Raw genomic sequence first — 25,511 nt, forward strand, 5'->3', positions numbered from 1 at the left:
GGGGAATGCTGCCGACCTCTACCATCAGCATCACGCCGCCACCGGCTCTTCGGCACCCGGATGTGCCGCCAGCGGCGCGGCGAAGTCGCCGGCATCGCCCAGCGGTGCCGTCTCCCCGGTCAGCCGCGGCGTCGCCGCCAGCAGGGTCCGCGTGTAGGGGTGGCGCGGGTCGGCGAAAACCTGGGCGGTGGTGCCGCGCTCGACGATGCGGCCGCGGTAGATGACGTAGATGCGGTCGGCGAACTCGCGCACCACGCCCAGATTGTGCGAGATGATCAGCACCGCCGCGCCGCCGGCCTCCGCCCGCGCCCGCATCAGGTCCAGCGTTTGCGCCTGCACGGTGACGTCAAGCGCGGTGCCCGGCTCGTCGGCGATCAGCAGCCGCGGGTGGTTGGCCAGCGCCATCGCGATCATCACCCGCTGGTTCATGCCGCCGGACAGCTGGAACGGATAGGAGGCGAGCGCGCGGCGCGGTTCCGGAATGGCGGTGTCGGCCAGCATGCGGGCGGCCTCGCGGGCCGCGGCGGCACGGCCGAGGGCGGGGTTCGCCCGGCGCAGCACCTCGTGGAACTGGCGGCCGACCGTGTAGACCGGGTTCAGCGCCGAGGTCGGGTCCTGGAAGATCATCGACAGCGCCCGGCCGCGCTGGGCGCGGCGGTCGGCGGAGCTGAGCCGCAGCTGGTCGCGGCCGTCGAAGACGACGCTGCCGGCGACGCGGGCGCGGCGCTCGCGGTCCATCAGGCCCATGACGATGCGCGCGGTCACCGACTTGCCCGACCCGCTCTCGCCGACCAGCGCCACCTTCTCGCCTTCGCGGACATGGAGGTCGATGCCGTGCAGCACCTCGACCGGGCCTTCGGGCGTGTCGAAGGCCAGCCTGAGGCCGCGCACCTGCAACAGCGCGCTCATCGCCCGCCCTCCAGCGCCTCGCGCACGCCGTCGCCGAGCAGATTGAAGCCGAACACCGCGACCAGGATCGCCAGCGCGGGGAACAGGGTCAGCCACCAGCTGTCCGGCAGGTACTTGCCGCCCTCGGCGACCATCGAGCCCAGGTCCGGCGTCGGCGCCTGCACGCCGAGCCCGAGGAAGGACAGCGACGACGCGATCAGGATGACGAAGCCGAGGTCGAGCGTCATCTTGGTGAAGATCGAGGGGGCGCAGTTGGGCAGGATCTCGCGGAACATCACGTGCGCCGGCGGGGCGCCGACCACCTCGGCCGCCAGCACGTAGCCCTCCTGCTTCTCCGAACGGGTCAGGTTGTACGTCAGCCGGGCGTACCACGGCCACCACATCGCGGTGACCGCGATCATGCCGTTGAACAGGTTCGGCTCCAGGAAGCCCATGATCGACATCGCCAGCACCAGCGGCGGGATCGACAGGAACACGTCGGTGGTGCGCATCAGCACGAAGTCGACCCAGCCGCCGAAATAGCCGGCGGCCAGCCCGACCACCACGCCGATCGGCGGGGCGATCGCCAGCACGACAAGCCCCAGCAGCAGCGACAGCCGATAGGCGTAGAGGATGCGGCTGAACAGGTCGCGGCCGACCAGGTCGGTACCGAACAGGTAGGTGCCGTCCGGCGGCTTGTTGAAGTTGACGAAGTCGACGACCGCGCCGCGGTGGTCGGGGAAAGGCGCGATCAGGTCGGCGCCGGCCGCCGCCAGCACCACCAGCGTCACCAGCAGCAGGCCGAGCAGCGACAGCGGGTTGCGCCGGAAGGTCCACCAGAACCGCCTCACCGCGACGCCTCGCCGGCCAGCCGGATGCGCGGATTGATGATCGAGACCAGGATGTCGACGACGATGTTGAGGATCAGGAAGGCGGCCGAGATGATCAGCACCGTGCCGACGATGGCGTTGAGATCCTTGCGCAGGATCACCTGCACGCCATAGCGCGACAGCCCCGGCCAGCCGTAGACCTGCTCGACCAGGAAGGCGTTGCCCAGCATGGCGGCAAAATCGAGGCCGAGGATGGTGAGCGAGGGGATCAACGCCGACCGGAACGCATAGGACCGCGCGATCCGCCGCTCGGGAAAGCCGTAGGCCTGGGCCATCTCGATGAAGGGCTGGCGATAGGTCTCGGTCATGTTGGCACGGGTCAGCCGCGCCGCCTGGCCGATGCCGGACAGCGCCAGGGCGAAGGCCGGCAGCACCAGATGGTGCAGGGCGTCGGCGGCGACGTCGAAGCGGCCGGCCAGCAGCGAGTCGACCACGAAGAATCCGGTCAGGTCCGGCGGCGGCGCCAGGTCGTCCGACAGCCGGCTGGCGATCGGGAACAGCGGCAGGAAATAGGCGAAGAACAGCATGAACACGACCGCCCAGACGAAGGCGGGCGCCGACACGCCGAGCAGCGAGACGCCGCGGACGAGGTGGTCGATCCAGCCGTCGCGATAGCGCGCGGCCAGCGCGCCGAGCGGCAGGCCGATGGCGATCATCATCAGCCCGGCCAGCAGCACCAGTTCCAGCGTGGCGGGCAGGTATTCCGCAATGTCGGTGGTGACCGGCCGGTGCGAGTACAGCGACATGCCGAGGTCGCCGGCGAACAGGTCGGCCAGGAAGTGGCCGTATTGCACCGGCAGCGGCTCGTCGAGCATCAGTTCGGCGCGCAGGTCGGCGACCTGTTCCGCGGTCGCATTGGGTCCGAGGGCGATGCGCGCCGGATCGCCGGGAATGACCCGGGCGATGCAGAAGATCAGCACGGAAACGCCGAACAGCACCAGCAGCGAGGTCAGCAGCCGGCTGAGGAACGTCCTGAGGATCGGCGACATCGGTGCAGGCGGCCGGCGCGGGCGGCGCGGGCCGGGGCCCGCGCCGCAGGAACGGCGAAGCGCCCTATTCCCCGGTCATCTCCATCAGCCGGAAGGTGAAGCCGAAGCCGTCGAGGTTGAACGCCTTGGCCGGATCGGACAGCGCCGGCACGCGGACCCGGTTGGAGGCGGCGAACACCGACACCCGGTCGTAGCCGGTGATGGTCGGCGCCAGCGCCATCAGCCGCGCGTTCAGCGCCGCATAGGCCTCGCCGCGCGCGGCGGTGTCGGACGCGGTGCGGCCCGCCTCCAGCGCCGCGTCGACTTCGGGGTCGTCGAGATAGCTGGCCGACTGCCAGGTGCCGGTCGCCGAGGAGTGGTACATGCCGTAGAACAGCGTGTCGGGGTCGCCGGTCATCGCCGCGTTGAACAGCTGCGAGAAATGCGGCGTCTGCGCCGGGTCGGTCACCGCCTCGGTGAACAGCACCCAGGGCATGCGCACGATCTCGGACTGGAAGCCCAATTCGCTGAAATTGGCCTGAGCCAGCAGCGCGAACCGCTCCTCCAGCGGCACCTCGGCGATCCAGCTCAGCTCGAGCGTGTAGTCGGCCGGATCGTACTGGCATTGCGCCAGCTCGGCACGCGCCGCATCCATGTCGCGAGCCAGCGCCGGCGCATCGGGGTCGGAGCCGAGCATGCCCACCGGAATCGCACCGTTGGCCGGCGCGCCCTGGGCGACCGTATCGGTCACCTGGGTCATCCGCATCATGGTGTCGTAGTCGATGGCATGGGTCAGCGCCAGCCGGCAGTGCACGTCGTCGAGCGGCGGCTTGGTGGTGTTCATCTTCATGTAGAAGCCGCCGGTGCCGCTCTCGGTCAGCAGCTGGGCGCCCTCGTCGGCCAAGGCCTTCATCACCTCGGGCGGCAGCCACTGCGAGGAGATGTCGTGCTCGCCGCGGGCGATCAGGGTGCGGACCGTCGCCGCCTCCAGGCCGTAGCGCAGCCGCACCTGGTCGGGCGCGGCATCGGGCACGCCGAGGAAGTAGCCGCCAAACTTCTCCATCACCGTCTCGCCCTCGGGGTTGTGCGCGCTGACGGTGTAGGCGCCGGAGCCGGCATCGCTGCCGGACAGGAACGCCTCGGCCCAGGCGTCGTCGGGCGTCGCATTGGCCTGCACAAGCGCGGAGTCGACGATCGGCAGGCGGACCAGGGTCGGCAGGAACGGGCCGTAGGGGCCGCTCAGCGTGATCACCACCGAATGGTCGTCGCCGGCCACGACCGAGGCGACCCGGTCGGCGAACAGGTAGCTGAGCCCCTGGCCCAGCGCCATCATCCGCTCGTAGGAGTAGACAACGTCGGCAGCGGTCAGCGGGTTGCCGCTGTGGAACGTCACGCCGTCGCGCAGGGCGAAGGTGTAGACGTCGCCGTCGACCGTCCAGCTCTCGGCCAGGTGCGGCTGCATGCCGGGCGCACCCTGGTTCGGGATCACCAGCGTGTCGTAGACGTTGAACATCAGGATCGAGTCGGCGTAGTCGGTCGCCTTGGCCGGATCGAGCTCGCCGGCCGGCGATTCGTCCAGGCGCAGCACCGTCTGCGCCGTCGCCGCCAGCGGTGCGGCCGCCAGCAGCGCGCCCGCGACGGCCGCGGCCAGCAGTTGAGCAAATCCGGTCTTCGTCATTTCGCCCCCTCCAGTTCAGCCTGATCCAGGCTCTCTTGCGTCAGCGCGCGATGCTCCGGCGCGTGGTTCGCCTCCGCGCCGAACAGGTTGATGGTGCCGACCCACAGGATGCTGGTCGGCTTGTCGGTCGGGTTGCGCATGTGGTGCGGCAGCGCCGAGGAATAGTGGGCCGCGTCGCCGGGCCTGAGCCGCGTCCGGGTGCCGTCGAGCACCAGCTCGAGCTCGCCCTCCAGCACGTAGAACAGCTCCTCGCCCTCGTGCCGCGTGGTCTCGGCGGAGGCGTAGCCGGGCGGAAAGTGCGTGACCAGCCCGTTCAGCGCCATCCGGCCGTCGCCGGAGGAGATGCGCTCGTAGGTCGGGCCAAGCGGCGACAGCGCGAAACGGTTGCGCCCGGCCTGCGGCAGCGTGGCGCCGCTGGTCGGCGGAATGCCGAGCAGCGCGCCGGGGTCGAGCGCCAGCGCGCGGGCGATCTCGACCAGCGATGTCAGGGAAGGCGTGGCCAGCCCGCGCTCGATCTGCGAGATGAAGCCGACCGAAAGCCTGGCCTCGTCGGCGACATCGCGCAACGTCAACCCCAGCGCCTTGCGCCGCGACCGCAGGCGCTCCGGCAGGCTGGCGGTCATGTCGCTGGCCATGGCGCACTACCGATCGCTGGTTTTTAGCCTCACTAAAACCCTACGCCGCAGGAGCCATGGCGGTCAACGGCGCCATCGGGCGGGGCCCGGCGCCCGGCCGTGCGGGCGATCGCGAGAAAAATGTGTGAATGCGCACAGCAAATATCGCGACGGCAAAGTAAAAGCATTGTAGTCAGGTTGGACCTGACCGTATTGAGTGTGCCATTGCCGAGTAACATTAGCGTCCGCTCGGCCGCTCCGGTTCATGGATGGACCCGCCGCCGGCAGAAGGCGTCGGGGCGGCCCGGAAGGGAGTCGCGCAGGCTTGGAATACGAACTCCATTTCCAGGAGGGGTTCACGGGCGAAACGGTGACCGTCGCCGTCGACGGCAGTGTCGTCGCCCGCTTCCAGGCCAGCACCCGCATGCAGACCGGGCTGGCACATATCGAGCGACTGCACCTGCTGCCGGGCCAGGAGGTCACGGTGCACGCGGGCGACGAGCCAGGCGGTGCCACCATCGCGGTGGATGAGTCCCACCCCTTCGTCGTCATCAACCGCGAGGAAGACAGGCTAGTCGTCGGTGCGACGGAGAGGTCTCCCGGATACCTTTAGGCGTCCGGCGGATACCGTTCTCGCCCCAGGGCCAGGGAGGGTATTTGCATGGCCACGAAGACTGCGACACGAAAGAAGGCGGCGGCTTCGTCGCGCGCCGCGATTGCTCTCGAAACCCATTTGATTGCCGACGACAACCACCCGGATTTCGTGGGGGGCAGCGTCTCGGCGCCCGACGACGACCTCTACGCCGAGCAGGCCAGGTCTGTGCCCGGCGGCTTTCCGATCCCCGGGCCATTGCCCGGTCCGCTGCCGCGGCCGCTGCCGACCCCGGGGCCGACGCCGCTGCCGGGCCCGATCCCGCTGCCGGATCCGTTCCCGCGGGTGCCGCTGCCGCTCAACCTGTGCTCCGCCGTCAGCGGCCGATACGTCTTCCGGCCACGCCTGCTGACCCCGCTGCCCGGCCCGGCGCCGCAGCCTTCCCCGTCGCCGGTCGGCCCGCAGCCGGCGCTGCCGGCCCGGCCGCTGCTGCCGCTGGCGCTGCTGACCATGACGGTCCGGGTGGACGTGGACCGCTATTACCCGCAGCACCGGATCAGCATCGAGGTCAGCCGTCTGGTGCCGCGCTCGACCGCCCATGCGATCGCGGAAGTGACCAGCGACCGCTGCGTCGGCTTCAACAACCGGCGCATCGAGGCGCAGATCACCTATCGCGACGGCGATTCGACCCTGATCCAGGGCGACCGGGTCGAGTTCACCGCCTCGCGCACCGCGGGCATCGGCTACGGGCAATACCAGCTGGCGCTGATCGGCAGCGGCGGTGCGCGGCGCACCTACGATCTCAGCTTCGTCTCGCCCTATTTCGATCCGGTCGAGTTCGAGGTCGATTGCGTGTCCAACGCCGGCACGCCGGTGACCACCCACGACATCGGGGCACACCCGAACCGTCCGGCCGATCTGCCGGTCGAGACGATCTCGCTGCAGACCGTGTATCAGCGCGCCGGTTTCGACGTCGCGATGTCGCCGGGCGGCGGGGTCATCCCGACCTCCGGTGCGGGCGCCAACGGCACCTGGTCCGACGCCGAGATGCACAACGCGATGGTCGCATTCTGGTCGCGTTTCGCCGACCGGCCGCAGTGGGCGATGTGGGTTCTCTATGCCGCCCGCCACGACCAGGGCCGCAGCCTGGGCGGCATCATGTTCGACGACATCGGCGCCAATCACCGGCAGGGCACCGCCATCTTCACCGACAGCTTCATCCAGGACGCGCCGGCCGGCGACGCCAATGCGGCGGCCTGGCGCCGGCGGATGGTGTTCTGGACCGCGGTGCACGAGATGGGTCACGCGTTCAACCTGGCCCACGCCTGGCAGAAGGCCCTGGGCACGCCGTGGATACCGCTGGCCAATGCCCCGGAAGCGCGCAGCTTCATGAACTACCCGTTCCGGGTCTCGGGCGGGCAGGGCGCCTTCTTCGCCGACTTCCGCTTCCGCTTCACCGACGACGAACTGGTCTTCATGCGCCATGCCCCGCGGCGGTTCGTCCAGATGGGCAACGAGGACTGGTTCTCGCACCACGGCTTCGAGGACTCCGACGCGCTGACCGGTCCGCGCGCCTTCCAGCTCAGGCTGCGGCCGAACCGCGAGGTCAACGCCTACCGGTTCCTGGAGCCTGTGAACCTGGAGCTGAAACTCACCAACACCTCGAGCGAGCGGGTCGAAGTGGACGACGACCTGCTGAAGGACGGCCGCCATATCGCCGTGATCGTCAGGCGCGACGGCGGCGAGACGCGGAAGTGGCGTCCCTTCGCCACCTATTGCCACGAGCCGCACAACACCGCGCTGAAGCCCGGCGAATCGCTGTACGGCGCGCACATGATCAGCGCATCGACCGACGGCTGGCTGATCGACGAGCCAGGCTTCTACACGGTCCAGGCGATGGTGCTGGCGGCCGGCGAACTGGTGGTTTCCAACGTGCTGCGCATCTTCGTCGGCACGCCGGCCGACGGCGAGGAGACGGCGGTGGCGCCGGACTACTTCGCCGAGGACGTCGGCCGTACCCTCGCCTTCGCCGGGGCGCCATCGCTTGAACGGGCCAACGACACGCTCCGCGAGGTCGAGGCGCGCTGCGCCGCCAACCCGGCCGCGCGCCATGCGGCGGTCGCGCTGTCCAACCCGCTGCTGCGGCACTTCAAGCTGCTGCAGGCGAAGGACCGTGACGAGCTGGAGATCGTCGCCGCTGCCGAGCGGATCGACGCGGGGGCGAAGCAGCAGAAGGAGGCGCTGATCAAGCAGCCCGAGGCGGCGGCACAGACGCTCGGCCACATCGCCTATTTCGGCCAGTTGAATGCGCTTGCCGAGGCCATGTCGGACGCCGGCGACGGCAAGGGTGCCAGCCAGGTGCTGGAGAGTGCGGTCAGCACCATGAAGAAGCGCAAGGTGCTCGACTCGGTGGTGAAGGCGACCGAGCGCAAGCTCGCGCAGACGAAGTGACCCAGCCGCCCGGCGCGCCCTGTGCGCCGGGCGTACCCAGGCGGGGCGCGGCCGATCCCGTCGCGCCCCGCCGCTTCGCGCCCTCCAGCTCGTGCCCCTCCGCATCGCGCCCGCCGCCCGCGGATGCATCCACACTTGTCGAACCGGCCGCGGTCCGCTGATATGCGATGCATCGTGCAGGCCATCACCGACGGGGCGCCGCGACCATGACCACCATCCTGTTCAAGAACGCGGCCCTGTTCGACGGCACCACGCCGCACCTGCGGCCCGGCTGCCATGTGGCGGTGGAGGGCGATCGCATCGTCGAGGTGTCGGACACGCCGATCGCCACGCCGGTCGACCGCACCGTCGACCTGGCCGGCAAGACGCTGATGCCGGGCCTGATCGACGCGCATTTCCACGCCATCGCGGTCGACCCGGACATCCGGCGGATCGAGCACATGGCGCCGTCGATGCTGGCGATCAAGGCGGCCGGGTTGCTGGAGGACGCGCTGATGCGCGGCTTCACCACCATCCGCGACGCCGCCGGCGCCGACTATGGCTTGGCGAAATCGGTCGAGAGCGGGCTGATCAAGGGCCCGCGGCTGTTCTTTGCCGGCAAGGCGCTGTCGCAGTCGGGCGGGCATGGCGACTTTTCGCCGTTCGAGCCGTCGAGTGCCGGCGTGTGCCACTGCTGTCGCGGCGCCTCGCTGGCCAGCATCGCCGACGGGGTCGACGAGGTCCGCCGCGCCGCGCGGCAGGAGCTGCGCCGCGGTGCCACCCAGATCAAGATCATGGCCTCGGGCGGCGTCGCATCGCCGACCGACCCGATCTGGAACCTGCAATATTCCGAGGACGAGATCCGCGCCGCGGTGTGGGAGGCGACCAGCTGGCGCACCTATGTGATGGCGCACGCCTACACGCCGGAGGCGATCGCGCGCTGCGTCAGCTATGGCGTGCGCACCATCGAGCATGCCAACCTGATCGACGAGGCCACCGCGCGCCATTGCGCCGCGCACGGCGCCTTCGTGGTGCCGACGCTGGTGACCTACGAGGCGATGACCCGCTACGGCGCCGAGCTGGGCTTGCCGGCGGTGAGCCTGGCCAAGCTCAGCGACGTGACCGAGGCCGGCCTCGGCTCGCTGGAGATCCTGAAGCGGGCCGGGGTCAAGGTCGGGCTGGGCACCGACCTGCTGGGCGAGATGCACCGCTACCAGTCGCGCGAATTCACGCTGCGCGCCGAGGTGCTGAGCCCGTTCGAGGTGCTGACCCAGGCCCTGACCAACAACGCCGAGGTGCTGCAGCGTTCGGGCGAACTCGGCGTGGTCGCGCCGGGCGCGCTGGCCGACCTGCTGGTGGTCGACGGCGACCCGCTCGCCGACATCGGCGTGCTGGAACGGCACGACGCCTGCCTGCGCGCGATCGTGAAGGGCGGCGTGTTCCACAAGGACACGCTCGGCTGAGACCGGGTCAGGGCCGGTCGCTGCGGGTCGCGATCCGTTCCGGGATCAGGCCCTGCGGGCGGATCCGCATCACCACGATCAGGATGGTGCCGACCAGGATCTCGCGCAGCGCGGCCAGCTGGGCGCCGGGCAGGTCCGGCGCGATCTCGGCGATGAAGCGGGTCGCCTCCAGCACCGCCATGACCAGGAAGCCGCCGAGCACGGCGCCGACGTTGTTGCCGGTGCCGCCGGCTGTCAGCGCCAGGAAGATGTAGATGGTGATCAGCGGCCGGAAGATGTCCGGCGCGATGTAGCTGGTGTAATGGCCGTACAGCGCGCCGGCCAGGCCCATCAACCCGGCGCCGAGCGCGAAGGCCTGGACCTTGAACCGGCGCACGCGCTTGCCGGCGACCGCCGCGACCAGGTCGTCATCGCGGATGGCGCGCAGCACCCGGCCATAGGGGCTGTGGCGCAGCCGCTGGGCGAGAAAGACCATGGCCACGACCACGGCCAGCGCGATGCCGGCGAACAGCAGGTTGAACCCGGCCGGGTCCAGGCTTCCCTTGAGCGGGCCGGGGATGCCGGAGATGCCGTCGGTGCCGTTGGTCAGCCAGATCTCGTTGGCGGCGATCAGCCGGATCACTTCGGAGAAGCCCAGCGTGACGATGGCGAGATAGTCGCCGCGCAACCGCATGGTGATCAGCGTCAGCAGCGCGCCGGCCGCGCCGGCGGCGGCGACCGCGACGATCAGCCCGAGCAGGATCGGCATGCCGCCGGCGGTGGTGACCAGGGCCGAGGCATAGGCGCCGAAGGCGAAGAACCCGGCCAGCCCGAGGTTGATCATCCCGGTCATGCCCCAGATCAGGTTCAGGCCGAGCGCCAGCAGGGCGTAGAAAGCGCCGAAGGTGACGATCGAGATCAGGTAGTTTTCCATCGCCGGCGCCGCTCAATAGGCCCGTTCGCCGAGCAGGCCGCGCGGCCTGAGCGTGAGCACGGCGAGGATGGCGAGGAAGCCGACCGCGCTCTTGTAGGTCGGCTCGAGCACCAGCAACGACAGCTCCTCGCCGACGCCGACGACCATGGCGCCGGCGACCGCGCCGGGAATGCTGCCCAGCCCGCCGACCACCGCGGCGGCGAAGATCGACAGGATGAAGCGGAAGCCGGTCAGCGGGTCGATCGAGGTGCCGAGGCCGAGCAGCATGCCGCCGACGCCGACCAGCCCCATGCCGACGAAGGCGGTCAGCCGGCCGATCTGCAGCGCGTTGACGCCCTTGATGTCGGCCAGCGCCGGGTTGTCGGCGACCGCGCGCATCGCCTTGCCGATGCGGGTGAAGCTGAGGAAGGCGAACACCGCGGCCATGATCGCCAGCGCCAACGCCAGGTTTTCCACCTGCTGCGGGCCGATGCGGATGCCCCAGAAGCGCCAGTCGCGCACCAGCGGCAGGTCGTAGCCGCGCAGCTCGTTGCCGAAGGCGAACCGGACGACGTTCTCCAGCACCACCGTCAGCGCGATCGAGGCGATCGCCGCGGTCAGCGCGCCGTGCGGGCGCAGCGGCCGCAGCACGATCTCGTCGCTGACCAGGCCGATCAGCCCGGCGACGACGAAGGCGCAGGCCAGTGCCGGGATCACCGGCAGGCCCAGCCAGACGTTGGCCGCGAAGCCGGCGAAGGCGCCGATGGTGGCGTGCGACGCGACCGAGAAGTTGGGGAAGCGCAGCACCGCGTAGATCGCGGTGAAGCCGATCGCCGGGATCGCCAGCAGGGTGCCCGAGACGATCCCGTTGATCAGCAGCTGCGGCAGCAGGTCGAGCACGGGCCCGCCGCGCCGGCTCGGCGCGCTAGACCCGCTTGTAGACCTCCGGCACGCCGCCGGCGATGCGCTTGAACACGAACTGGGTCCCGGTGATGTCGCCGATGGCGTCGAAGTCGCACGGTCCGCTGGCGCCGGAATAGTCGATCTTGACGCCGTCGGCGAGCCGGGCCAGGCCGTCGACCGCGTTGTCGACCGTCTCGCCGCCGCCCTGGCTGACGCTGCGCAGCGCATCCTTGATCGCGGTCCCGCTGGCCGCACCGGCCGCGCCCATGGCCAATATGGCCAGGCTGGCGTGGTCGTAGGTCTGGGCGGAATAGGGGTCGACCTCGTCCACGCCCAGGATCGCCTGCACCTTGGCATAGGCGCCGCTGTCGATCGCCGGCGAACCCTCCCAGGTGAACAGGCCCTCGACCACCTCGGCCGGCAGTGCCTCCAGCACCGACGCGTTCACCGCATAGGCGGGCCCGATCAGCTTGCCCTCGTAGCCGGCCTGGTAGAGGTCGCGCAGCAGGATGGTGCTGTCGGCCGCATAGCCGCCCAGCATGATGAAATCGGGATTGCCGCGCATGATGTCGTCGACCTCGGAGCGATAGGTCGTCTTGTCGGCCTCGTAGATCAACGATGCCATCGCCTTGCCGCTGGCATCCGCGGCGGCGGCAAGGATGTCGATCGAGCTCTGCGCGAACGGCGTCTGCGGGCCGATCCAGGCGAAGCTGTCGCCGCCCTCGGCGACCATGAAGTCGCCGGCCACCTGGATCTGCAGCTTGGAGTTCGGCTGGGTCCGCGCGATGAAGCCCTGGTGCGGCAGCTCGGTGATGCTGTCGGCACCGGACACGCAGAACAGCATGGTGCCGCTTTCCCAGCACAGCGGGGCCACCGCGGTGGTAACCGACGAGGCCCAGGTGCCCATGATCGCGGCGACGCCGTCGACGTCGATCAGCTTGCGGGCGGCGCGCACGGCCGCCTCGGGGTTGGTCTGGGTGTCTTCCGAGGTCAGCGCGATCTGGCGGCCGAGCACGCCGCCGGCCGCGTTGACCTGGTCGATCACGCCGGCGATCGCGTCGCGCATGAACGGCCCGTAGCTGCCGCCGACGCCGGTCAGCGGCGTCAGGCTGCCGACGCTGATCGGGCCGTCCTGTGCGCGCAGCAGGCGCGGCGCGGCCAGCGAGCCGGTCAGGGCGGCGCCGAGGGCGGCACCGCCCTGCAGCAGCCGACGGCGCGAGGTGTGGATTGCGGTCATCGTCGGTTTCTCCCCTCTTGTCGCGAGCCTGTCGGGCCGGCTCCGCGCGAAGCTTAGCAGCCTCGCCGCAAATGACGAGCGCGGATGCGCGCCGCCCCGCGTGGCGGGTCAGCCGCCGAGGAAGGCCTTGCGGGTCGCGGGGTCGGCCGCGATCTCGGCGGCCGGGCCGGTGCGGGCGTTGCGGCCGTCGACCAGGATGTAGGCGCGGTCGGACAGGGCGAGCGCCTGCAGCGCGTTCTGCTCGACCAGGGCGATGGCGACGCCGTCGCGCTGCACCTCGCGGATCGTCGCGAACAGCTGGTCGGCCGCGACCGGCGACAGCCCGGCGCTCGGCTCGTCGAGCATCAGCACCTGCGGCTCGACCATCAGCGCCATGGCGATGGCCAGGATCTGACGCTGACCGCCGGACAGCGTTCGCGCCGCCGCGCGCCTGCGCTCGGCCAGCAGGGGAAAGCGGGCGAACGCCGCCTCGATGCGCGCGCGGGTGCGCGCCGGCTCGACATAGCCGCCGATCTCCAGGTTCTCCCGGATCGACAGCGTGGGAAACACGTTCGCCTCCTGCGGCACGAAGGCGACGCCGGCCCGCGCCACCTCGCGCGCGGCGAGCCCGGTGATCGCCCGCTCGCCCAGCCTGACCGCGCCGGAACCGACGCGCAGCAGGCCGGCGATCGCCTTCAGCAGCGTCGACTTGCCGGCCCCGTTCGGGCCGATGATGCAGACGATCTCGCCGGCATCGACCTCCAGGTCGACTCCCTTCAGGATCATGTCGGCGCTGGAATAGCCGGCCACGAGGCCGCTGACGGTCAGCAGGCCCATTGCCGCGCGCCCAGATAGGCCTCCTGCACCCGGGGGTCGTCGGCCACCGCGGCGAAGCTGCCTTCGGTCAGCCGCCGGCCCGCCGCCATCACCACCACCGGGTCGCACAGGCGGGCGATCATGTCCATGTCGTGCTCGACGATCAGCAGTGTCATGCCCTCGGTGCGCAGGCGGGTCAGTTGATCGGCAATCTCGCGGCTGAGCGTGGGATTGACCCCGGCGATCGGCTCGTCGAGCAGGATCATCCGCGGCTCGGCCATCAGTGCGCGGCCGAGCTCGAGCAGCTTCTTCTGCCCGCCGGACAGGGCGGAGGCCGGGTTGTCGATCACGGCGGCGAGGTTCAGGCGCTGCGCCACCGCGATGGCGCGGTCGCGAAGCTCGGCCTCGCGCCGGCGCATCGCCGGGCTGCGGCCGAGCGCCGGCAGCAGCCTTTCGCCCGGCTGGCCGGTGCCGTAGAGCATCAGGTTTTCCAGAACGCTGAGCCGCGGGAACCCGCGCGCGATCTGGAAGGTGCGGACCAGGCCGGTCCGCGTCACCGCATCGGGCGCGAAGCCGGTGACGTCGCGGCCGGCGAAGGTGACCGTGCCGCCGTCGGGCGGCACGGTGCCGGAAACGCAGTTGAACAGGGTGGTCTTGCCGGCGCCGTTCGGGCCGATCAGGCCGGTGATCGTGCCTTCCGCAACGTCGAGATCGGCACCGTCGAGCGCGCGGATGCCGTAGTAGGATCGGGTAAGGCCGCGTACCTGCAACAGCGCCATGGCTCTGATCTTGCCGACGGAGGGATCGGCCGTCAGCGTGACACGCGCCGGCGGCGCCGGTCAAACCCGACGGCCGGGCGGCCTGGTGCCGATGGCGTGTGCGGACTGCGAATAAGCTGGTCGCCAGCTCTCACTGTTGGATGTGGGAGCTGGCGACCAAGTGCACCGCCCAACGGGCCGAAACCCGCGCTGGGATACTTAGGGTTACGTGCTGAAAATTGCGGGCGGCACACGAAAACCGGCGTCTCGTGCCGTCCGTCCTGCGACGACGGTTCGAAGCCTCAGCAGGGAACTGTCCGGCCGGGTCGCCAAGTGGCGCTGCCGGGTGGTGGAGCGGTGGCTGGCCGCGGTCTGGCCGTGACGGTCGCGAAGGGAATATTGCGCACGCACTGCCGGCATGACGTCCCCCTGTCTGGTCGGCGGCTCCTTGCCTTCTGCGGGCTAGGGAGGCGGTCCGCCTGCCGCCGCAGCGGCATGCGAGAGTGTGCCGTTGCGACATGACCATCCTGAAATGTGGGTCGCGCGCTGAATGTGAGTTTTCGCACATTGCGCGGGGAATCGCTGTCGAAAGGCACGTGGTGGAAACCGGGATTCTCGCCGGTCCCGCGCAGCGCCGGGCTGGAGCTGTCGGACCGCGCTAGTCGAACGACGGTTCTTCGACCAGGTCCTGGAGGCGCTGGACGTCGGTGATCAGGATCTGGCGCTTGGCCGCCTTCAATATGCCCTTGGCCGACAGCTGGTTCAGCTCGCGGGTCACCGCCTCGCGGTGGGTGCTCACCCGCGTGGCCAGCTCGTGATGTGTCGGCGCGGGCTCGATCACCGCGGTGTTGTCCGCAGCCGCATCGGCCTTGGCCAGCCGCAGCAGCTCGGCGTGGATCCGGTTGCGCACCGCCAGGGTGCTGAACTCGAAGATGCGCCGGCTCATCGCGCGCGCCTTCATCACCAGAAGCTCGGTCAGCCGCATGTGCAGCTCGGGGTTGGCCAGCAGCGCGGCCAGGAAATCGGCGGCCGTCATGCGAGCCACCAGGCTGAGCTCGGTGGCGATGATGGTGGCGGACCGCGGCTCGCCGTCGATGGCGGAGAACTCGCCGAACAGCCCGCCTTGCCCGGTCTCGGAATAGGTCACTTCCTTGCCCTGGGCCGAGAAGCTCTTGGCCTCGATCGTGCCCTCGATGACAAAGAACACGTCGGTGGTGCTGTCGCCTTCGCCCACGATCTGCTGGCGCCGGTCGTAGCGCGCCCAGGTGGTGCGCTCGGCGATGTCGCCCAGTGCCGAATCGGACAGGTCGGCGAACAGTGCGATGTTGCGCAGCATCGGGTAGGACGTGGCGGGCACCGGGTTTTTCATGCGTGCATCGAGCCCTCTGCCTCGCGGTCCCCGCGCCGGCCCGGGTCCCGGCCGGACCGGTTCGGGGGTGCCGGCGGCGCGACCCGCCGCTCGCGGTCGACGGCAGGGCGCGCCGTGCCGCATCGCAGTGCTGCAGAATTGCGGTTGCGGACCGGAATGTCGAGTGTCGTAACGCCCAGAATCGGTCGATGCCGACCGAATCGGCGCGGGACCTGCAGCCAGTGCTGGCAGTGGGCCGCCGGCGGTCAACCCACGGTCGGCGTCCGGCGGGTGGAGACTACGGGTGTATGCGCGTCCGACTCAGCCGGCGTCGGCGAAATGGCCGTCGGCCAGGGCGGAGTCGGTCCGGCATCGTGCCGCGGCCTGGGCCAGGTCGTCGGCCAGCGTGGCGAGCCTGAATGCGCCGAGCCTGCGGTCGCCGGCCGTGTCGCCGGCGCAGAGCCGGGCGGCCATCCACGCCGACATGCACAGCCAGCCGGCGCGCAGGAACCCGTCGGCGCCGTATTCGCCGCGTCGCGGCGTGTCGCGCCGGCCGAGCATCTCTGCGGCCAGCGCCGCGAACGCATCGACGATGGCCGCGGCGTCGGCCGCGGCGGGCGCGACCGCGCGACATGCGGTGATCTCCTGCCGCATGCGGGCCAGCACCGTGGCGAGTCCGGCTCCGCCATCGGCCCAATGCCGGCGTTTCAGGAAATCCAGCGCCTGCATGCCGGTGGTGCCCTCGTAGATGGTCAGCACCCGGGAATCGCGCAGCGCCTGCTCGACCGGCCACTCGCGGGTATAGCCGGCGCCGCCCAGCAGCTGGATCGCGGCGCTGGCGGCGTTGAAGCCGGTTTCGGCGCCGAATGTCTTGATCAGCGGCAGCATCCAGGCCGCCGCCGCGGCATGGGCGGTGCGCGCGTCGGGATCGGGCTCGCTGTCCGCCAGGTCCATCGCCGTTGCCAGTTCCAGCGTCGCCGCCTGCAGGATGGCGATATCGCTTTCGATCGCGATCAGTTGGCGACGCACGTCGTCGTGGCTCGCGATCGGCGGCTGCTCCGCGTCCGGCGCGCCGCCCTGGCGGCGTTCGCCGGCATAGCGGCGCGCGACCGCATGGGCGCCGAATGCGATGCCCAGGCCTTGGCAGCCGGTCAGCAGGCGCATCGGCGCGATCATCGCGAACAGGGCGGCAAGGCCGCGCCCTTCCGTGCCGAGCGGCACGGCCTGGGCGTCCGCGAACCGCAGCGTGCATGTCGGCGATCCGTGCAGGCCCATCTTTTCCTCGATCCGTTCGACGGTCACGCCGTTGCGCGTGCCGTCGGGGTGGCGGTCCGGGACCAGGAACAGGCTGAGGCCGCGCGTGCCCGGATCCGAGCCGGAGCGGGCGAGCAGGCAGTGGCCGATCCGCTCGGCCAGGTCGTGGTCGCCGAACGAGATCCAGGTCTTGGTGCCGGTGACGCGCCAGCCGTCGGCGGTACGGCGCGCGGCGGTGCGGATGCGGCCGACGTCGGAGCCCGCGTCCGGCTCGGAGATGCAGATCGTCGCCGCCCAAGCGCCGGCGACCAGCATCGGAATCCAGTCGCGCGCGGTGTCGGCGTCCGCGACCGCCGCAAGCAGGCGCGCGGCGCAGCGGCTGGCGCCCGCCGCCATCATGAAGGCGGGGCAGGCGCGGTCCAGCAGCGGCTGGCAGGCCGCCTGCAGCGCCAGCGGCAGCCCCTGGCCGCCGTGGATCTCCGGCAGGTCGATGCCGATCCAGCCGGCCCGCGCCAGCGTGCGCCAGGCCGCGCCATAGCCGTCCGGCGTGACGACGCGGCCGCGGTCGAGCCTGCAGCCCTGGCGGTCGGCAACCGGGTCGAGCGGGGCCAGGGTCTGCTCGGCGAGACCGGCCGCCGCGTCGACCGCCAGGGTCACCGTTTCGGCATCGAGTTCCGGACGCAGGGCGGCGATCCGGCGCCAGCCGGGGGTCGCCAGCAGCCGCCGGACCGTCTGCGCGGCCTGATCGGCATAGCGGGCCATGCCGGCTATCGTACCGGTCCGCCGCCGCCGCACGCGGTCATGCGGCCGCGTCGGCGTCGGCAGGCCGGACGACGCGCGGGTCGTCGTCGCGGTAGAGCGCATCGACCAGCGACGCGCGGTGGCGCAGCACCGCCCGCTGGTTGATCGAGCCCTTGTCGGTGATCTCGCCCTTGTCCAGCGACGGCGGCTCGGCCAGGAACAGCGCCCGCGCGATCCGGTTCGACGAGCCGGTCGCCGTGGCGGCGTGGGCCGCCAGCAGCGCGGCGAGGCGGCTGCGCACCCGCGGGTGAGCCAGTACCGCGGCGTCGTCGCGTTCGCTGCCGTCGGCAATCAGGGCGCGCAGCGCAGGCATGGCCGGAATCAACAGCGCGCCGAGCTCCGCGCGATCCTCGCCGGCGATCACGGCATCCCGGGCCAGGCCGCCGAGCGCGTCGATCAGCCCCGCACGCAACGGGCCTACCGCGACGAAGGACCCGGTGCGCAGCTTGAAGTTCTCGGCGATGCGGCCGTCGAACAGGAAACCCTTGGTCGCGTCGCCGGGTACCGCGAAGCGCAGCGCATCGCCCAGCCGGTAGAAGCCCTCGTCGTCGAATGCTTCTGCGGTCAATGCCGGGTTGCGCCAGTAGCCGGGGGTGTTGGCGGGGCTCTTCACCCGCGCCTCCAGGCGGTCGCCCTGCGGGACCAGCTTCAGCGTCACGCCGTGGGCAGGGATGCCGACGTTGCCGGGCGTCTGCTGCTCGTCGGTGCACATCAGCGCGAACGGGCCGGTCTCGGTAGCGCCCAGGCCGGTGGCCAGCAGCACCCGGTGTCCCAGCGTCCGCTCCGCCAGCGCCGACAGCCGGTCCCAGGTGTGCTGGGCCATGCCGGCACCGGCGTACATCATCATCCGCAGGTCGCGGAAGAAACTGCGGCGCAGGGTGGCGTCCTGCTCCATCGCCGCCACCAGCGCCTCGTAACCGGCCGGCACGTTGAAGTACCAGGTCGGCGACACCTCGCGCAGGTTGCGGATGGTCGCCTCGATCCCGGCCGGCGTCGGCTTGCCTTCGTCGATGTAGTAGGTGCCGCCGTTGTACAGCACCATGTTGAACACCTTGTTGCCGCTGGCGGTGTGGTTCCAGGGCGCCCAGTCGACCACCACCGGCGGTTCGTCGCGCATGAAGGCATAGCAGCTGGCCACCATTTCCTGGTTCGAGCAGATCAGCCGCTGCGACTGGATGACCGCCTTGGGCGCGCCGGTGGTGCCCGAGGTGAACAGGAACTTGGCGATGGTGTCCGGGCCGGTCGCGGCATGGGCGCGGTCGACGGCTTCGCCGGCCGGCGTGCATGCCAGTTCGGCGAAGGCGATGTGGCGCCGCCCCACAGGCGGGGCGACGGCGGTCACGATCGGCACCCGCGGGTCGATCGCCGCGTCGATTGCCCGGCCATAGCGCGCGCCGTCGGCGGCGAAAACCAGGCCGGGAGTCACCTGTGCCGCGATGTCACGCAGCTTGGCGAAATCGGTCGAGATCAGCGAATAGGCGGGGGAGACCGCCGCGGAGGGCACGCCGACATGCTGGGCGGCGACCGCGATCAGGGCGTGCTCGATGTCGTTCTCCGACAGGATAAGCAGCGGGCGCTCGACCGAAAGCCCGCGGTCCAGCAGCGCCTGGCCGATGCGCCGCACGATGTCCAGCGCCTCGCCATAGCCGACCTTGCGCCAAACGCCGGACCCGTCGCGCTGCGCCAGCCAGGGCCGCGCCGGCGCCACCGTCGCCCAGTGGATCAGCCGGTCGGTGAGCCGATCGGGATAGGGGCCGAGCGGATCGTCCTGCCACACCAGCACCGCGCCGTCGGCCCGCTCCTGCATGCGGACGCTGGGCGTCCAAAGCCTGGCCGTGCGCAGCGCGGACTGCGCCATCGCGGTGCCTCCCTGTGCCGTCCTTTGCCGAGCGCGGCTCCGAGTGCGGGCTTGACGGGCCCGACCCCTTCTGTTTTCATGGAAACATTATCCAAGGAAACTAGTCAAGGGCTGGTCCATGCCCCAGCGTCAGGTCGGCCTGCATGCGGTGGATGCGAGCGCCGAGACTGCGGCCGACGCCGCACCGGTCAGCTACGCGCTGCGCGACGACATCGCGTTCGTCGGCCTGAACCGGCCGCAGAAGCGCAACGCGATCAACGACGAGGTGGTGGAGCGGCTGGCTGCCGTCGTGCAGCGGGCGGAGGCAGAGGCGCGGGCGGCGGTGCTGTTCGGCCACGGCAGCAACTTTTGCGCCGGCCTCGATCTGGCCGAACACGTCACCCGCTCGCAGATCGAGGCGGTGCGCGGCTCGCAGCGCTGGCACACCGTTTTCACCATGATCGAGCAGGGCAGCATCCCGTGGGTTTCCGCCCTGCACGGCGCCGTGGTCGGCGGCGGCGTCGAGCTCGCTTCCGCGACCCATATCCGCGTCGCCGACCGGTCGGCCTTCTTCGCCCTGCCCGAGGGCCAGCGCGGCATCTTCGTCGGCGGCGGCGGCTCGGTCCGCACGGCCAGGCTGATCGGCGTGGCGCGGATGACCGACATGATGCTGACCGGCCGCACCGTCTCCGCCGACGACGCGGAGCGCTGGAACCTGGTGCAATATGTGGTCGAACCCGGTGGCGCGCTCGACAAGGCGACCGCACTGGCGCGCGCGGCTGCGACCAACTCGGCGATGTCGAACTACGCGATCGTCAACGCGCTGCCGCGGATCCGCGACATGAACCGGGACGACGGGCTGTTCGTCGAATCCTTCGTCTCCGCCTTCACCACGGAAAGCCCCGAGGCGCGGGAGCGGCTGCGCGCGTTCCTCGAGAAGCGCGCGGCGAAGCTGACCGGCCCGCAGGAGGCCTGACCGTGCGCGACGGCGGGGTGCAGACGCTGGTGCGGGACGATGCCCTCGACTATGGCCCGCTGCGCGAATCGCTCGGCTTTCTGATCCGCATCGGCCAGTTGAAGATCTTCGAGCAGTTCTACGCGCAGGTCGGCGACCTCGGGCTCAGGCCCGGCGAGTTCTCGGTGCTGTGGCTGATCCTGCGCAATCCCGGCGTGCGCCAGGGCGTGCTGGCGCAGGAACTGCTGATCAAGCCGGCCCACATGACCAAGCTGGTGCGCGGCTTCGAGGATCGCGGCTTCGTGGCGCGGGTGGTGCCCGACGACGACCGCCGCGCCGTCGAACTGAGCCTGACCGCCGCCGGGCGCGACTTCGTCGAAGGCCACAAGGCAGCGTTCTTCGCCGTGCACGAGCATCCGCTCAGCCGGCTGACCCAGCCGGAGCAGGACGAACTGCGCCGGCTGTTGCAGAAGCTGGCCGGGCTCGAACGGGGAGGGGCGGCATGAACGTCGACGCCCTGGTCGCGCTCGACATCCACACCCACGCCGAGGAGCCGTGCTGCGGGCCGCGCGACGACGGCTACGACGAGTTCCAGGCCGGGATGGCCAAGTATTTCCGCAACCCGGCCGGCGCCGGGCAGCTGCCGACGGTGGAGCAGACCGCCGCCTACTACCGCGAGCGGAGCATCGGCTGCGTGATCTTCCCGGTCGATGCCGAACGCAACACCGGCTTTCGCCGCTATGCCAACGAGGAGGTGGCGCGCATCGCGGCCGACAACGCCGACGTGATGATCCCGTTCGCCTCGATCGACCCGGCGAAGGGGCGGACCGGCGCGCGCGAGGCGCGCCGGCTGGTGCGCGAGTTCGGCGTGCGCGGTTTCAAGTTCCACCCGACGATGCAGGGCTTCTACCCGAACGACCGCGGCGCCTATGTGCTGTACGAGGCGATCGCGGAGGCGGGGGCCATCGCCCTGTTCCATACCGGCCAGACCGGGGTCGGCGCCGGCATGCGCGGCGGCATGGGCATGCGGCTGAAATACTCCAACCCGATCCATCTCGACGACGTCGCTGCCGACTTCCCCGACATGCCGATCATCCTGGCCCACCCCTCCTTTCCCTGGCAGGAGGAGGCTCTGTCTGTCGCGACCCACAAGCCCAACGTCTATATCGACCTGTCGGGCTGGTCGCCGAAGTATTTCCCGCCGATCCTGGTCCGCTATGCCGACACGCTGCTGAAGCACAAGGTGCTGTTCGGCTCCGACTGGCCGGCGATCACGCCGGACCGCTGGCTGGCCGACTTCGCGGACATCGCCATCCGCGACGAGGTCCGCCCCCTGATCCTGAAAGACAACGCCCGGAGGCTGCTCGGCCTCTAGGACGGCACCAACGAAAACAAGGTCGAAGCCAACGACGACTGACCCAAGCAAGGGAGGAAATCGAGATGAAAAGGCATCTGTTGACCGTGGCCGCGGCGGCGGCGATCGCGCTTGGCGCCGGCCTGGCGGCAGCCCAGGCGCAGACGCGCGAGCTGCGCATCGCGCCTGCCGCGCCGCCGGCACACCCGGCCTACAGCCACCTCTATGCCAAGCTGGCCGAGTATCTGCCCGAGGAGTCGGAAGGCCGGCTGACCGCCCAGATCCTGGGGCCGGAGGTGGTGAACCTGGGCCAGATGAAGGAGGCGCTGCAGAGCCAGATCGCGGAGATCGGCAACCTGTTGCCGCTGTACTTCCCGGCCGAGCTGCCCAACATGTCGCTGGCGGGCGAGCTGGCGCTGGCCGGCCGCGACGCCCATGCGATGGCCGCGGCCATGACCGAGTACATGGTCACCTGTGGGCCGTGCCAGGCCGAGCTGACCCAGTTCGGGGTGGTCTATCTCGGCTCGGGCTCGTCCGACGTCTATGCGCTGCTGACCACCAAGCCGGTGCACGGCGCGGCCGACCTCGAAGGGCTGCGGCTGCGCAGCGGCGGCGCGCCGTTCTCGCGCTGGGCGGAGCATTTCGGCGCCAGCCCAGCCAACATCTCGGTGCTGGACACGTTCGAATCGATGTCGCAGGGCGTGATCGACGGCACCATGGCCTCGGTCGCCGACCTGCTGTCGTTCCGCCTGGTCGAACTGGTCACCTCCGTCACCACGCTGCAGCTCGGCACCTATCACGCGACATCGAACTTCACGATTGCCGGCCCGGTCTGGGCGAGCCTGAGCGTCGAGGATCGCGCCGCGCTGACCCGCGCGGCCAACCGCGCCAACGTCGACATGTCGCAGCGCTGGGGCTACGACATGCCCGCCGAGGCGCTCGCCGCCGCGCATGAGGCCGGGATCGAGTTCATCGAGCCGGATGCCGCCCTGGTCGAGGCATCGGAGGCCTTCGCCAAGGCCGACCAGGCGACCGTCGTCGCGATCTCGCAGGAGCGTTACGGGATCGCCGATGCCGAGGCCAGCGTCGCCCGTTTCCTCGGGCTGGTCGACAAGTGGACCGCGATCGTCGAGGAGGTCGACCACGATCCCGACGCGCTGAAGGCGCGGCTGCAGGCCGAGGTCTGGGACAAGGTCGACCTCGCGTCCTACGGCCTCTGAGGCGCGGGCGGGCAGGGCGGGACCCCGCGCCCGGCCCTGCGCCCACGAGCGACGCTATGGACCGTCTCGCTGAACGGATCGGGCAGGCGTGCGACCGGATCGCACGCCTGCTGGCGCTCGGCGCGGCGCTCGGCGTGGTGGTGATGATGCTGCACGTCTGCGCCGACGGGTGCTGCGCACCGCCTTTTCCGCGCCGGTACCGGCCACGGTGGAGATCGTGTCCAGCTACTACATGGTGCTGGTCGCGTTCCTGCCCCTGGCCTGGGTCGAGCGTCGCCACGGCATGATCGCGATCGAACTGTTCGACGGCATCATGCCGGCGGTCGTGAAGCGCGTATCCGACACCGCGGTCGCGCTGCTGGTCGCCGCGATCTACGGCGTGCTGGCCTACACCACCTGGCTGGTCGCGCTCGACAATTTCGAAAGCCGGTCGTTCGTGCTGGCGCTCAATGTCGAGGTGCCGGTCTGGCCATCCTATTTCCTGCCGCCGCTCGGCTTTGCGCTGGCCGGGCTGGCGGCCCTGCTCAGGGTGCTCGAGCGCCAGCGGGCGCGCGATCGAACGGCAGCCGGCGTGAGCCTGGAGACCGGCTTCTACGGGCTCGGCGCCCTGCTGGCGTTGCTGGTGCTGCGCGTGCCGGTGGCGCTGGCGCTGATCGCCGTCTCGTTCGGCGGCATCGCCAGCATGATCGGCTGGACGCCCGCCTTCGGCATCGTCTCGTCCACCCCGTACAGCTTCGTCGCCAACTGGACGCTGAGCGCGGTGCCGATGTTCCTGCTGATGGGCTTCGTCGCCTTCCATGCCGGGCTGACCGGCGGCCTGTTCGAGGCGGCGAAGGTGCTGCTGCGCCGCATTCCGGGCGGGCTGGCCATCGCCTCGATCTTCGCCTGCTCGGGCTTCGCGGCGGTCTGCGGGTCGAGCCTGGCCTGCGCCGCGGCGATGGGCCGGATCGCGATCCCGGAAATGGTGCGCGCGGGCTATCGGCCCAGCTTCGCCTGCGGCTCGATCGCGGCCGGCGGCACCATCGGCGCGCTGATCCCGCCGTCGATCCTGATGATCGTCTACGGCGTGTTCGCCGAGACCTCGATCACCAAGGTCTTCGTCGGCGGCATATCGGTCGGTGTGCTGACCGCGATCGGCTATTCGGCGGTGGTGCTGCTGACCTGCTGGCTGCGGCCCGACGTGGCCCCGCGCAAGCCGGTCGGCGACGTCCACATGTCGCCGGCGGAAGCGGTGCAGCGGGTCTGGCCGGTGCTGGCGCTGGTGGCGCTGGTGTTCGGCGGGCTGTTCTCGGGGTTCTTCACCGCCACCGAGGCCGGCGCGGTCGGCGCGCTCGGCGCCATCGTCATCGCGTCGGTCACCGGCCGGCTGAACCGGCAGGTGGTGCAGACCTCGCTGATGGAGACGCTGATGACGACGGCGTCGCTGTTCATCATCGGCGTCGGCGCCTCGATGTTCACGCGGTTCCTCGGCATGACCGGGCTCTCTGGCTTCCTGACGTCCGTGGTCGGCGGCGCCGACGTCGGCTATGTCGAGCTGATGGTCGTGGTGGTGCTGATCTACCTGGCCCTCGGCATGTTCATGGAGCCGTTCGGCGCGCTGCTGGTCACGCTGCCGGTGCTGCTGCCGGTGTTCAAGGCCGAGGGGATCAGCCTGGTCTGGTTCGGCGTGCTGGTGGTGAAGCTGCTGGAGATCGGGATGATCACGCCGCCGGTCGGGCTCAACGTCTTCGTCATCCGCAACGTCGCCGGCGCCTATGCCAGCCTGGTGCAGATCTTCCGCGGCGTGATCCCGTTCCTGCTGGCCGACCTGGCGATCGTTGCGATCATCGTGGCCGTGCCGGACCTGATCCTGTTCCTGGCGCAGTGGGTGCGATAGGGGGAGGGACGCGTCGCCGCGCGGCTATTCGGTGCGGTCGGTGCCGCGGTCGTTGGCGCCGCCCAGGCGGTCGAAGGCGGCGATCACCGCGGCGGAATCGCTGATGTCGGCATAGCGCCGCTCGACGTCGCGCAGGTTGGCCCGGTGCGGCTCCTCCTCGTGGTCGCCGACGCAATCGGCGGCGACGATGGTGCGGAAACCGAGGCTGAAGCTGTCGATCACCGACGCCCGCACGCAGCCGGAGGTGATGCAGCCGGTGACCACCACCGTGTCGACCCGCTGGCGCACGAAATACTGCGCAACCGACGTGTTGAAGAAGATCGAGGGTGCGGTCTTGGTGATGACCAGGTCGGGTCCGGCCGCGGCGATGCGCGGGTCGAGCTCGACCGCCGGGTGGCCGACGACCAGGTCCTCGCGCAGCGGCGTGATCTTCCAGTAGGGCATCGCGTCGCGGGTGCCGTAGCCCATCACGCAGGCGGCGACCGGCACGCCGGCGGCGCGCGCCGCCCGGATCACCGCGACCGTGCGTTCGACCGCGGCGTCGATCATCGGCGCGCCGCCCATGCGGAACGCCGGGTCGGTGAAGCCGCGCTGGAAATCCACCACGACCACGCCCGGCCGTCGGCCCCAGCCGATCTCCTGGTCCCCGTAGCCGCGCTCCGCATAGTTCATGGCGAATACCTTCTTGCATCCCGGTGGCCGGCAATGAAGCATGCACGGCGGAGGGCATCGGCCGTCAAGCGGCAAGCTGCCGTCAC

22 protein-coding genes and 1 pseudogene are annotated in these 25,511 nt (G+C 70.5%); 9 read left to right on the forward strand and 14 right to left on the reverse strand.

Annotation, left to right across the window (positions count from 1 at the left end; genetic code table 11):
* Positions 1–30 precede the first annotated feature (30 nt).
* The 5 genes from R3F55_07040 to R3F55_07060 all read right to left on the reverse strand — a co-directional run bounded on the left by R3F55_07040 (position 31) and on the right by R3F55_07060 (position 5,059).
* The gene (locus tag R3F55_07040) at positions 31–909 is read right to left on the reverse strand and encodes an ABC transporter ATP-binding protein (protein MEZ5667175.1); all 879 of its coding nucleotides are present in this window, start codon (positions 907–909) and stop codon (positions 31–33) included.
* On the reverse strand, positions 906–1,739 hold the full coding sequence (locus R3F55_07045; GenBank protein MEZ5667176.1) for an ABC transporter permease: 834 nt from the start codon (positions 1,737–1,739) through the stop codon (positions 906–908). The genes R3F55_07040 and R3F55_07045 overlap by 4 nt, the downstream gene beginning before the upstream one ends.
* Positions 1,736–2,767 carry an ABC transporter permease gene (locus tag R3F55_07050; GenBank protein MEZ5667177.1) on the reverse strand — a complete coding sequence of 344 codons (1,032 nt, stop codon included), beginning with the start codon at positions 2,765–2,767 and terminating at the stop codon, positions 1,736–1,738. The genes R3F55_07045 and R3F55_07050 overlap by 4 nt, the downstream gene beginning before the upstream one ends.
* Positions 2,768–2,831: 64 nt before the next feature.
* Positions 2,832–4,424 carry an ABC transporter substrate-binding protein gene (locus tag R3F55_07055; GenBank protein ID MEZ5667178.1) on the reverse strand — a complete coding sequence of 531 codons (1,593 nt, stop codon included), beginning with the start codon at positions 4,422–4,424 and terminating at the stop codon, positions 2,832–2,834.
* Entirely contained in the window at positions 4,421–5,059 is a 639-nt protein-coding gene (locus R3F55_07060; protein ID MEZ5667179.1) for a cupin domain-containing protein, read from the reverse strand. Before R3F55_07060 ends, R3F55_07055 begins: the two co-directional genes overlap by 4 nt.
* 304 nt (positions 5,060–5,363) lie before the next feature.
* On the opposite strand from R3F55_07060, the gene R3F55_07065 reads away from it, so the two are divergent.
* The 3 genes from R3F55_07065 to R3F55_07075 all read left to right on the forward strand — a co-directional run bounded on the left by R3F55_07065 (position 5,364) and on the right by R3F55_07075 (position 9,523).
* A complete protein-coding gene (locus R3F55_07065) occupies positions 5,364–5,651 on the forward strand; it encodes a hypothetical protein (protein MEZ5667180.1) in 288 nt (95 codons plus the stop codon).
* Positions 5,652–5,699: 48 nt separating this feature from the next.
* Positions 5,700–8,081 (forward strand): hypothetical protein, encoded by a 2,382-nt coding sequence (locus tag R3F55_07070; protein MEZ5667181.1) that lies wholly within the window; start codon positions 5,700–5,702, stop codon positions 8,079–8,081.
* 206 nt (positions 8,082–8,287) lie between these two features.
* A complete protein-coding gene (locus R3F55_07075) occupies positions 8,288–9,523 on the forward strand; it encodes an amidohydrolase family protein (protein ID MEZ5667182.1) in 1,236 nt (411 codons plus the stop codon).
* Between the two features lie 7 nt (positions 9,524–9,530).
* Here the strand turns inward: R3F55_07075 and R3F55_07080 are convergent, their stop codons facing one another.
* The 8 genes from R3F55_07080 to R3F55_07115 all read right to left on the reverse strand — a co-directional run bounded on the left by R3F55_07080 (position 9,531) and on the right by R3F55_07115 (position 19,369).
* Positions 9,531–10,436: a branched-chain amino acid ABC transporter permease gene (locus R3F55_07080; GenBank protein ID MEZ5667183.1), complete on the reverse strand. Its 906-nt coding sequence runs from the start codon at positions 10,434–10,436 to the stop codon at positions 9,531–9,533.
* A 12-nt stretch (positions 10,437–10,448) separates the two neighbouring features.
* Positions 10,449–11,315, reverse strand: coding sequence for a branched-chain amino acid ABC transporter permease (locus tag R3F55_07085; GenBank protein MEZ5667184.1), 867 nt, complete (start codon positions 11,313–11,315; stop codon positions 10,449–10,451).
* A gap of 25 nt (positions 11,316–11,340) precedes the next feature.
* The gene (locus R3F55_07090) at positions 11,341–12,555 is read right to left on the reverse strand and encodes an ABC transporter substrate-binding protein (GenBank protein MEZ5667185.1); all 1,215 of its coding nucleotides are present in this window, start codon (positions 12,553–12,555) and stop codon (positions 11,341–11,343) included.
* A gap of 108 nt (positions 12,556–12,663) precedes the next feature.
* Complete coding sequence (locus tag R3F55_07095; protein ID MEZ5667186.1) at positions 12,664–13,371, reverse strand: ABC transporter ATP-binding protein; 708 nt, start codon at positions 13,369–13,371, stop codon at positions 12,664–12,666.
* The gene (locus R3F55_07100) at positions 13,359–14,129 is read right to left on the reverse strand and encodes an ABC transporter ATP-binding protein (protein ID MEZ5667187.1); all 771 of its coding nucleotides are present in this window, start codon (positions 14,127–14,129) and stop codon (positions 13,359–13,361) included. The genes R3F55_07095 and R3F55_07100 overlap by 13 nt, the downstream gene beginning before the upstream one ends.
* A 637-nt stretch (positions 14,130–14,766) precedes the next feature.
* Complete coding sequence (locus R3F55_07105; protein ID MEZ5667188.1) at positions 14,767–15,477, reverse strand: Crp/Fnr family transcriptional regulator; 711 nt, start codon at positions 15,475–15,477, stop codon at positions 14,767–14,769.
* 300 nt (positions 15,478–15,777) lie between these two features.
* Positions 15,778–17,472, reverse strand: coding sequence for an acyl-CoA dehydrogenase family protein (locus tag R3F55_07110; protein ID MEZ5667189.1), 1,695 nt, complete (start codon positions 17,470–17,472; stop codon positions 15,778–15,780).
* A 37-nt stretch (positions 17,473–17,509) separates the two neighbouring features.
* Complete coding sequence (locus R3F55_07115; GenBank protein ID MEZ5667190.1) at positions 17,510–19,369, reverse strand: feruloyl-CoA synthase; 1,860 nt, start codon at positions 19,367–19,369, stop codon at positions 17,510–17,512.
* 118 nt (positions 19,370–19,487) lie between these two features.
* On the opposite strand from R3F55_07115, the gene R3F55_07120 reads away from it, so the two are divergent.
* From R3F55_07120 to R3F55_07145, 6 genes and pseudogenes are all read left to right on the forward strand, one after another.
* Positions 19,488–20,324, forward strand: a complete 837-nt coding sequence (locus R3F55_07120) for a crotonase/enoyl-CoA hydratase family protein (GenBank protein ID MEZ5667191.1) — start codon at positions 19,488–19,490, stop codon at positions 20,322–20,324.
* 2 nt (positions 20,325–20,326) lie between these two features.
* Positions 20,327–20,809 (forward strand): MarR family winged helix-turn-helix transcriptional regulator, encoded by a 483-nt coding sequence (locus tag R3F55_07125; protein ID MEZ5667192.1) that lies wholly within the window; start codon positions 20,327–20,329, stop codon positions 20,807–20,809.
* Positions 20,806–21,678, forward strand: coding sequence for an amidohydrolase family protein (locus R3F55_07130; GenBank protein MEZ5667193.1), 873 nt, complete (start codon positions 20,806–20,808; stop codon positions 21,676–21,678). Before R3F55_07125 ends, R3F55_07130 begins: the two co-directional genes overlap by 4 nt.
* A 65-nt stretch (positions 21,679–21,743) precedes the next feature.
* Positions 21,744–22,877: a C4-dicarboxylate TRAP transporter substrate-binding protein gene (locus R3F55_07135; protein MEZ5667194.1), complete on the forward strand. Its 1,134-nt coding sequence runs from the start codon at positions 21,744–21,746 to the stop codon at positions 22,875–22,877.
* Between the two features lie 169 nt (positions 22,878–23,046).
* Positions 23,047–23,409, forward strand: a pseudogene (locus tag R3F55_07140) (TRAP transporter small permease subunit).
* A 39-nt stretch (positions 23,410–23,448) separates the two neighbouring features.
* The gene (locus tag R3F55_07145) at positions 23,449–24,753 is read left to right on the forward strand and encodes a TRAP transporter large permease subunit (protein MEZ5667195.1); all 1,305 of its coding nucleotides are present in this window, start codon (positions 23,449–23,451) and stop codon (positions 24,751–24,753) included.
* 24 nt (positions 24,754–24,777) lie between these two features.
* On the opposite strand, the gene R3F55_07150 is transcribed toward R3F55_07145, so the two are convergent.
* Positions 24,778–25,425, reverse strand: a complete 648-nt coding sequence (locus tag R3F55_07150) for an isochorismatase family protein (GenBank protein MEZ5667196.1) — start codon at positions 25,423–25,425, stop codon at positions 24,778–24,780.
* Positions 25,426–25,511: the final 86 nt, after the last annotated feature.

Source organism: Alphaproteobacteria bacterium, from assembly GCA_041396705.1.
Lineage (GTDB): Bacteria > Pseudomonadota > Alphaproteobacteria > CALKHQ01 > CALKHQ01 > CALKHQ01.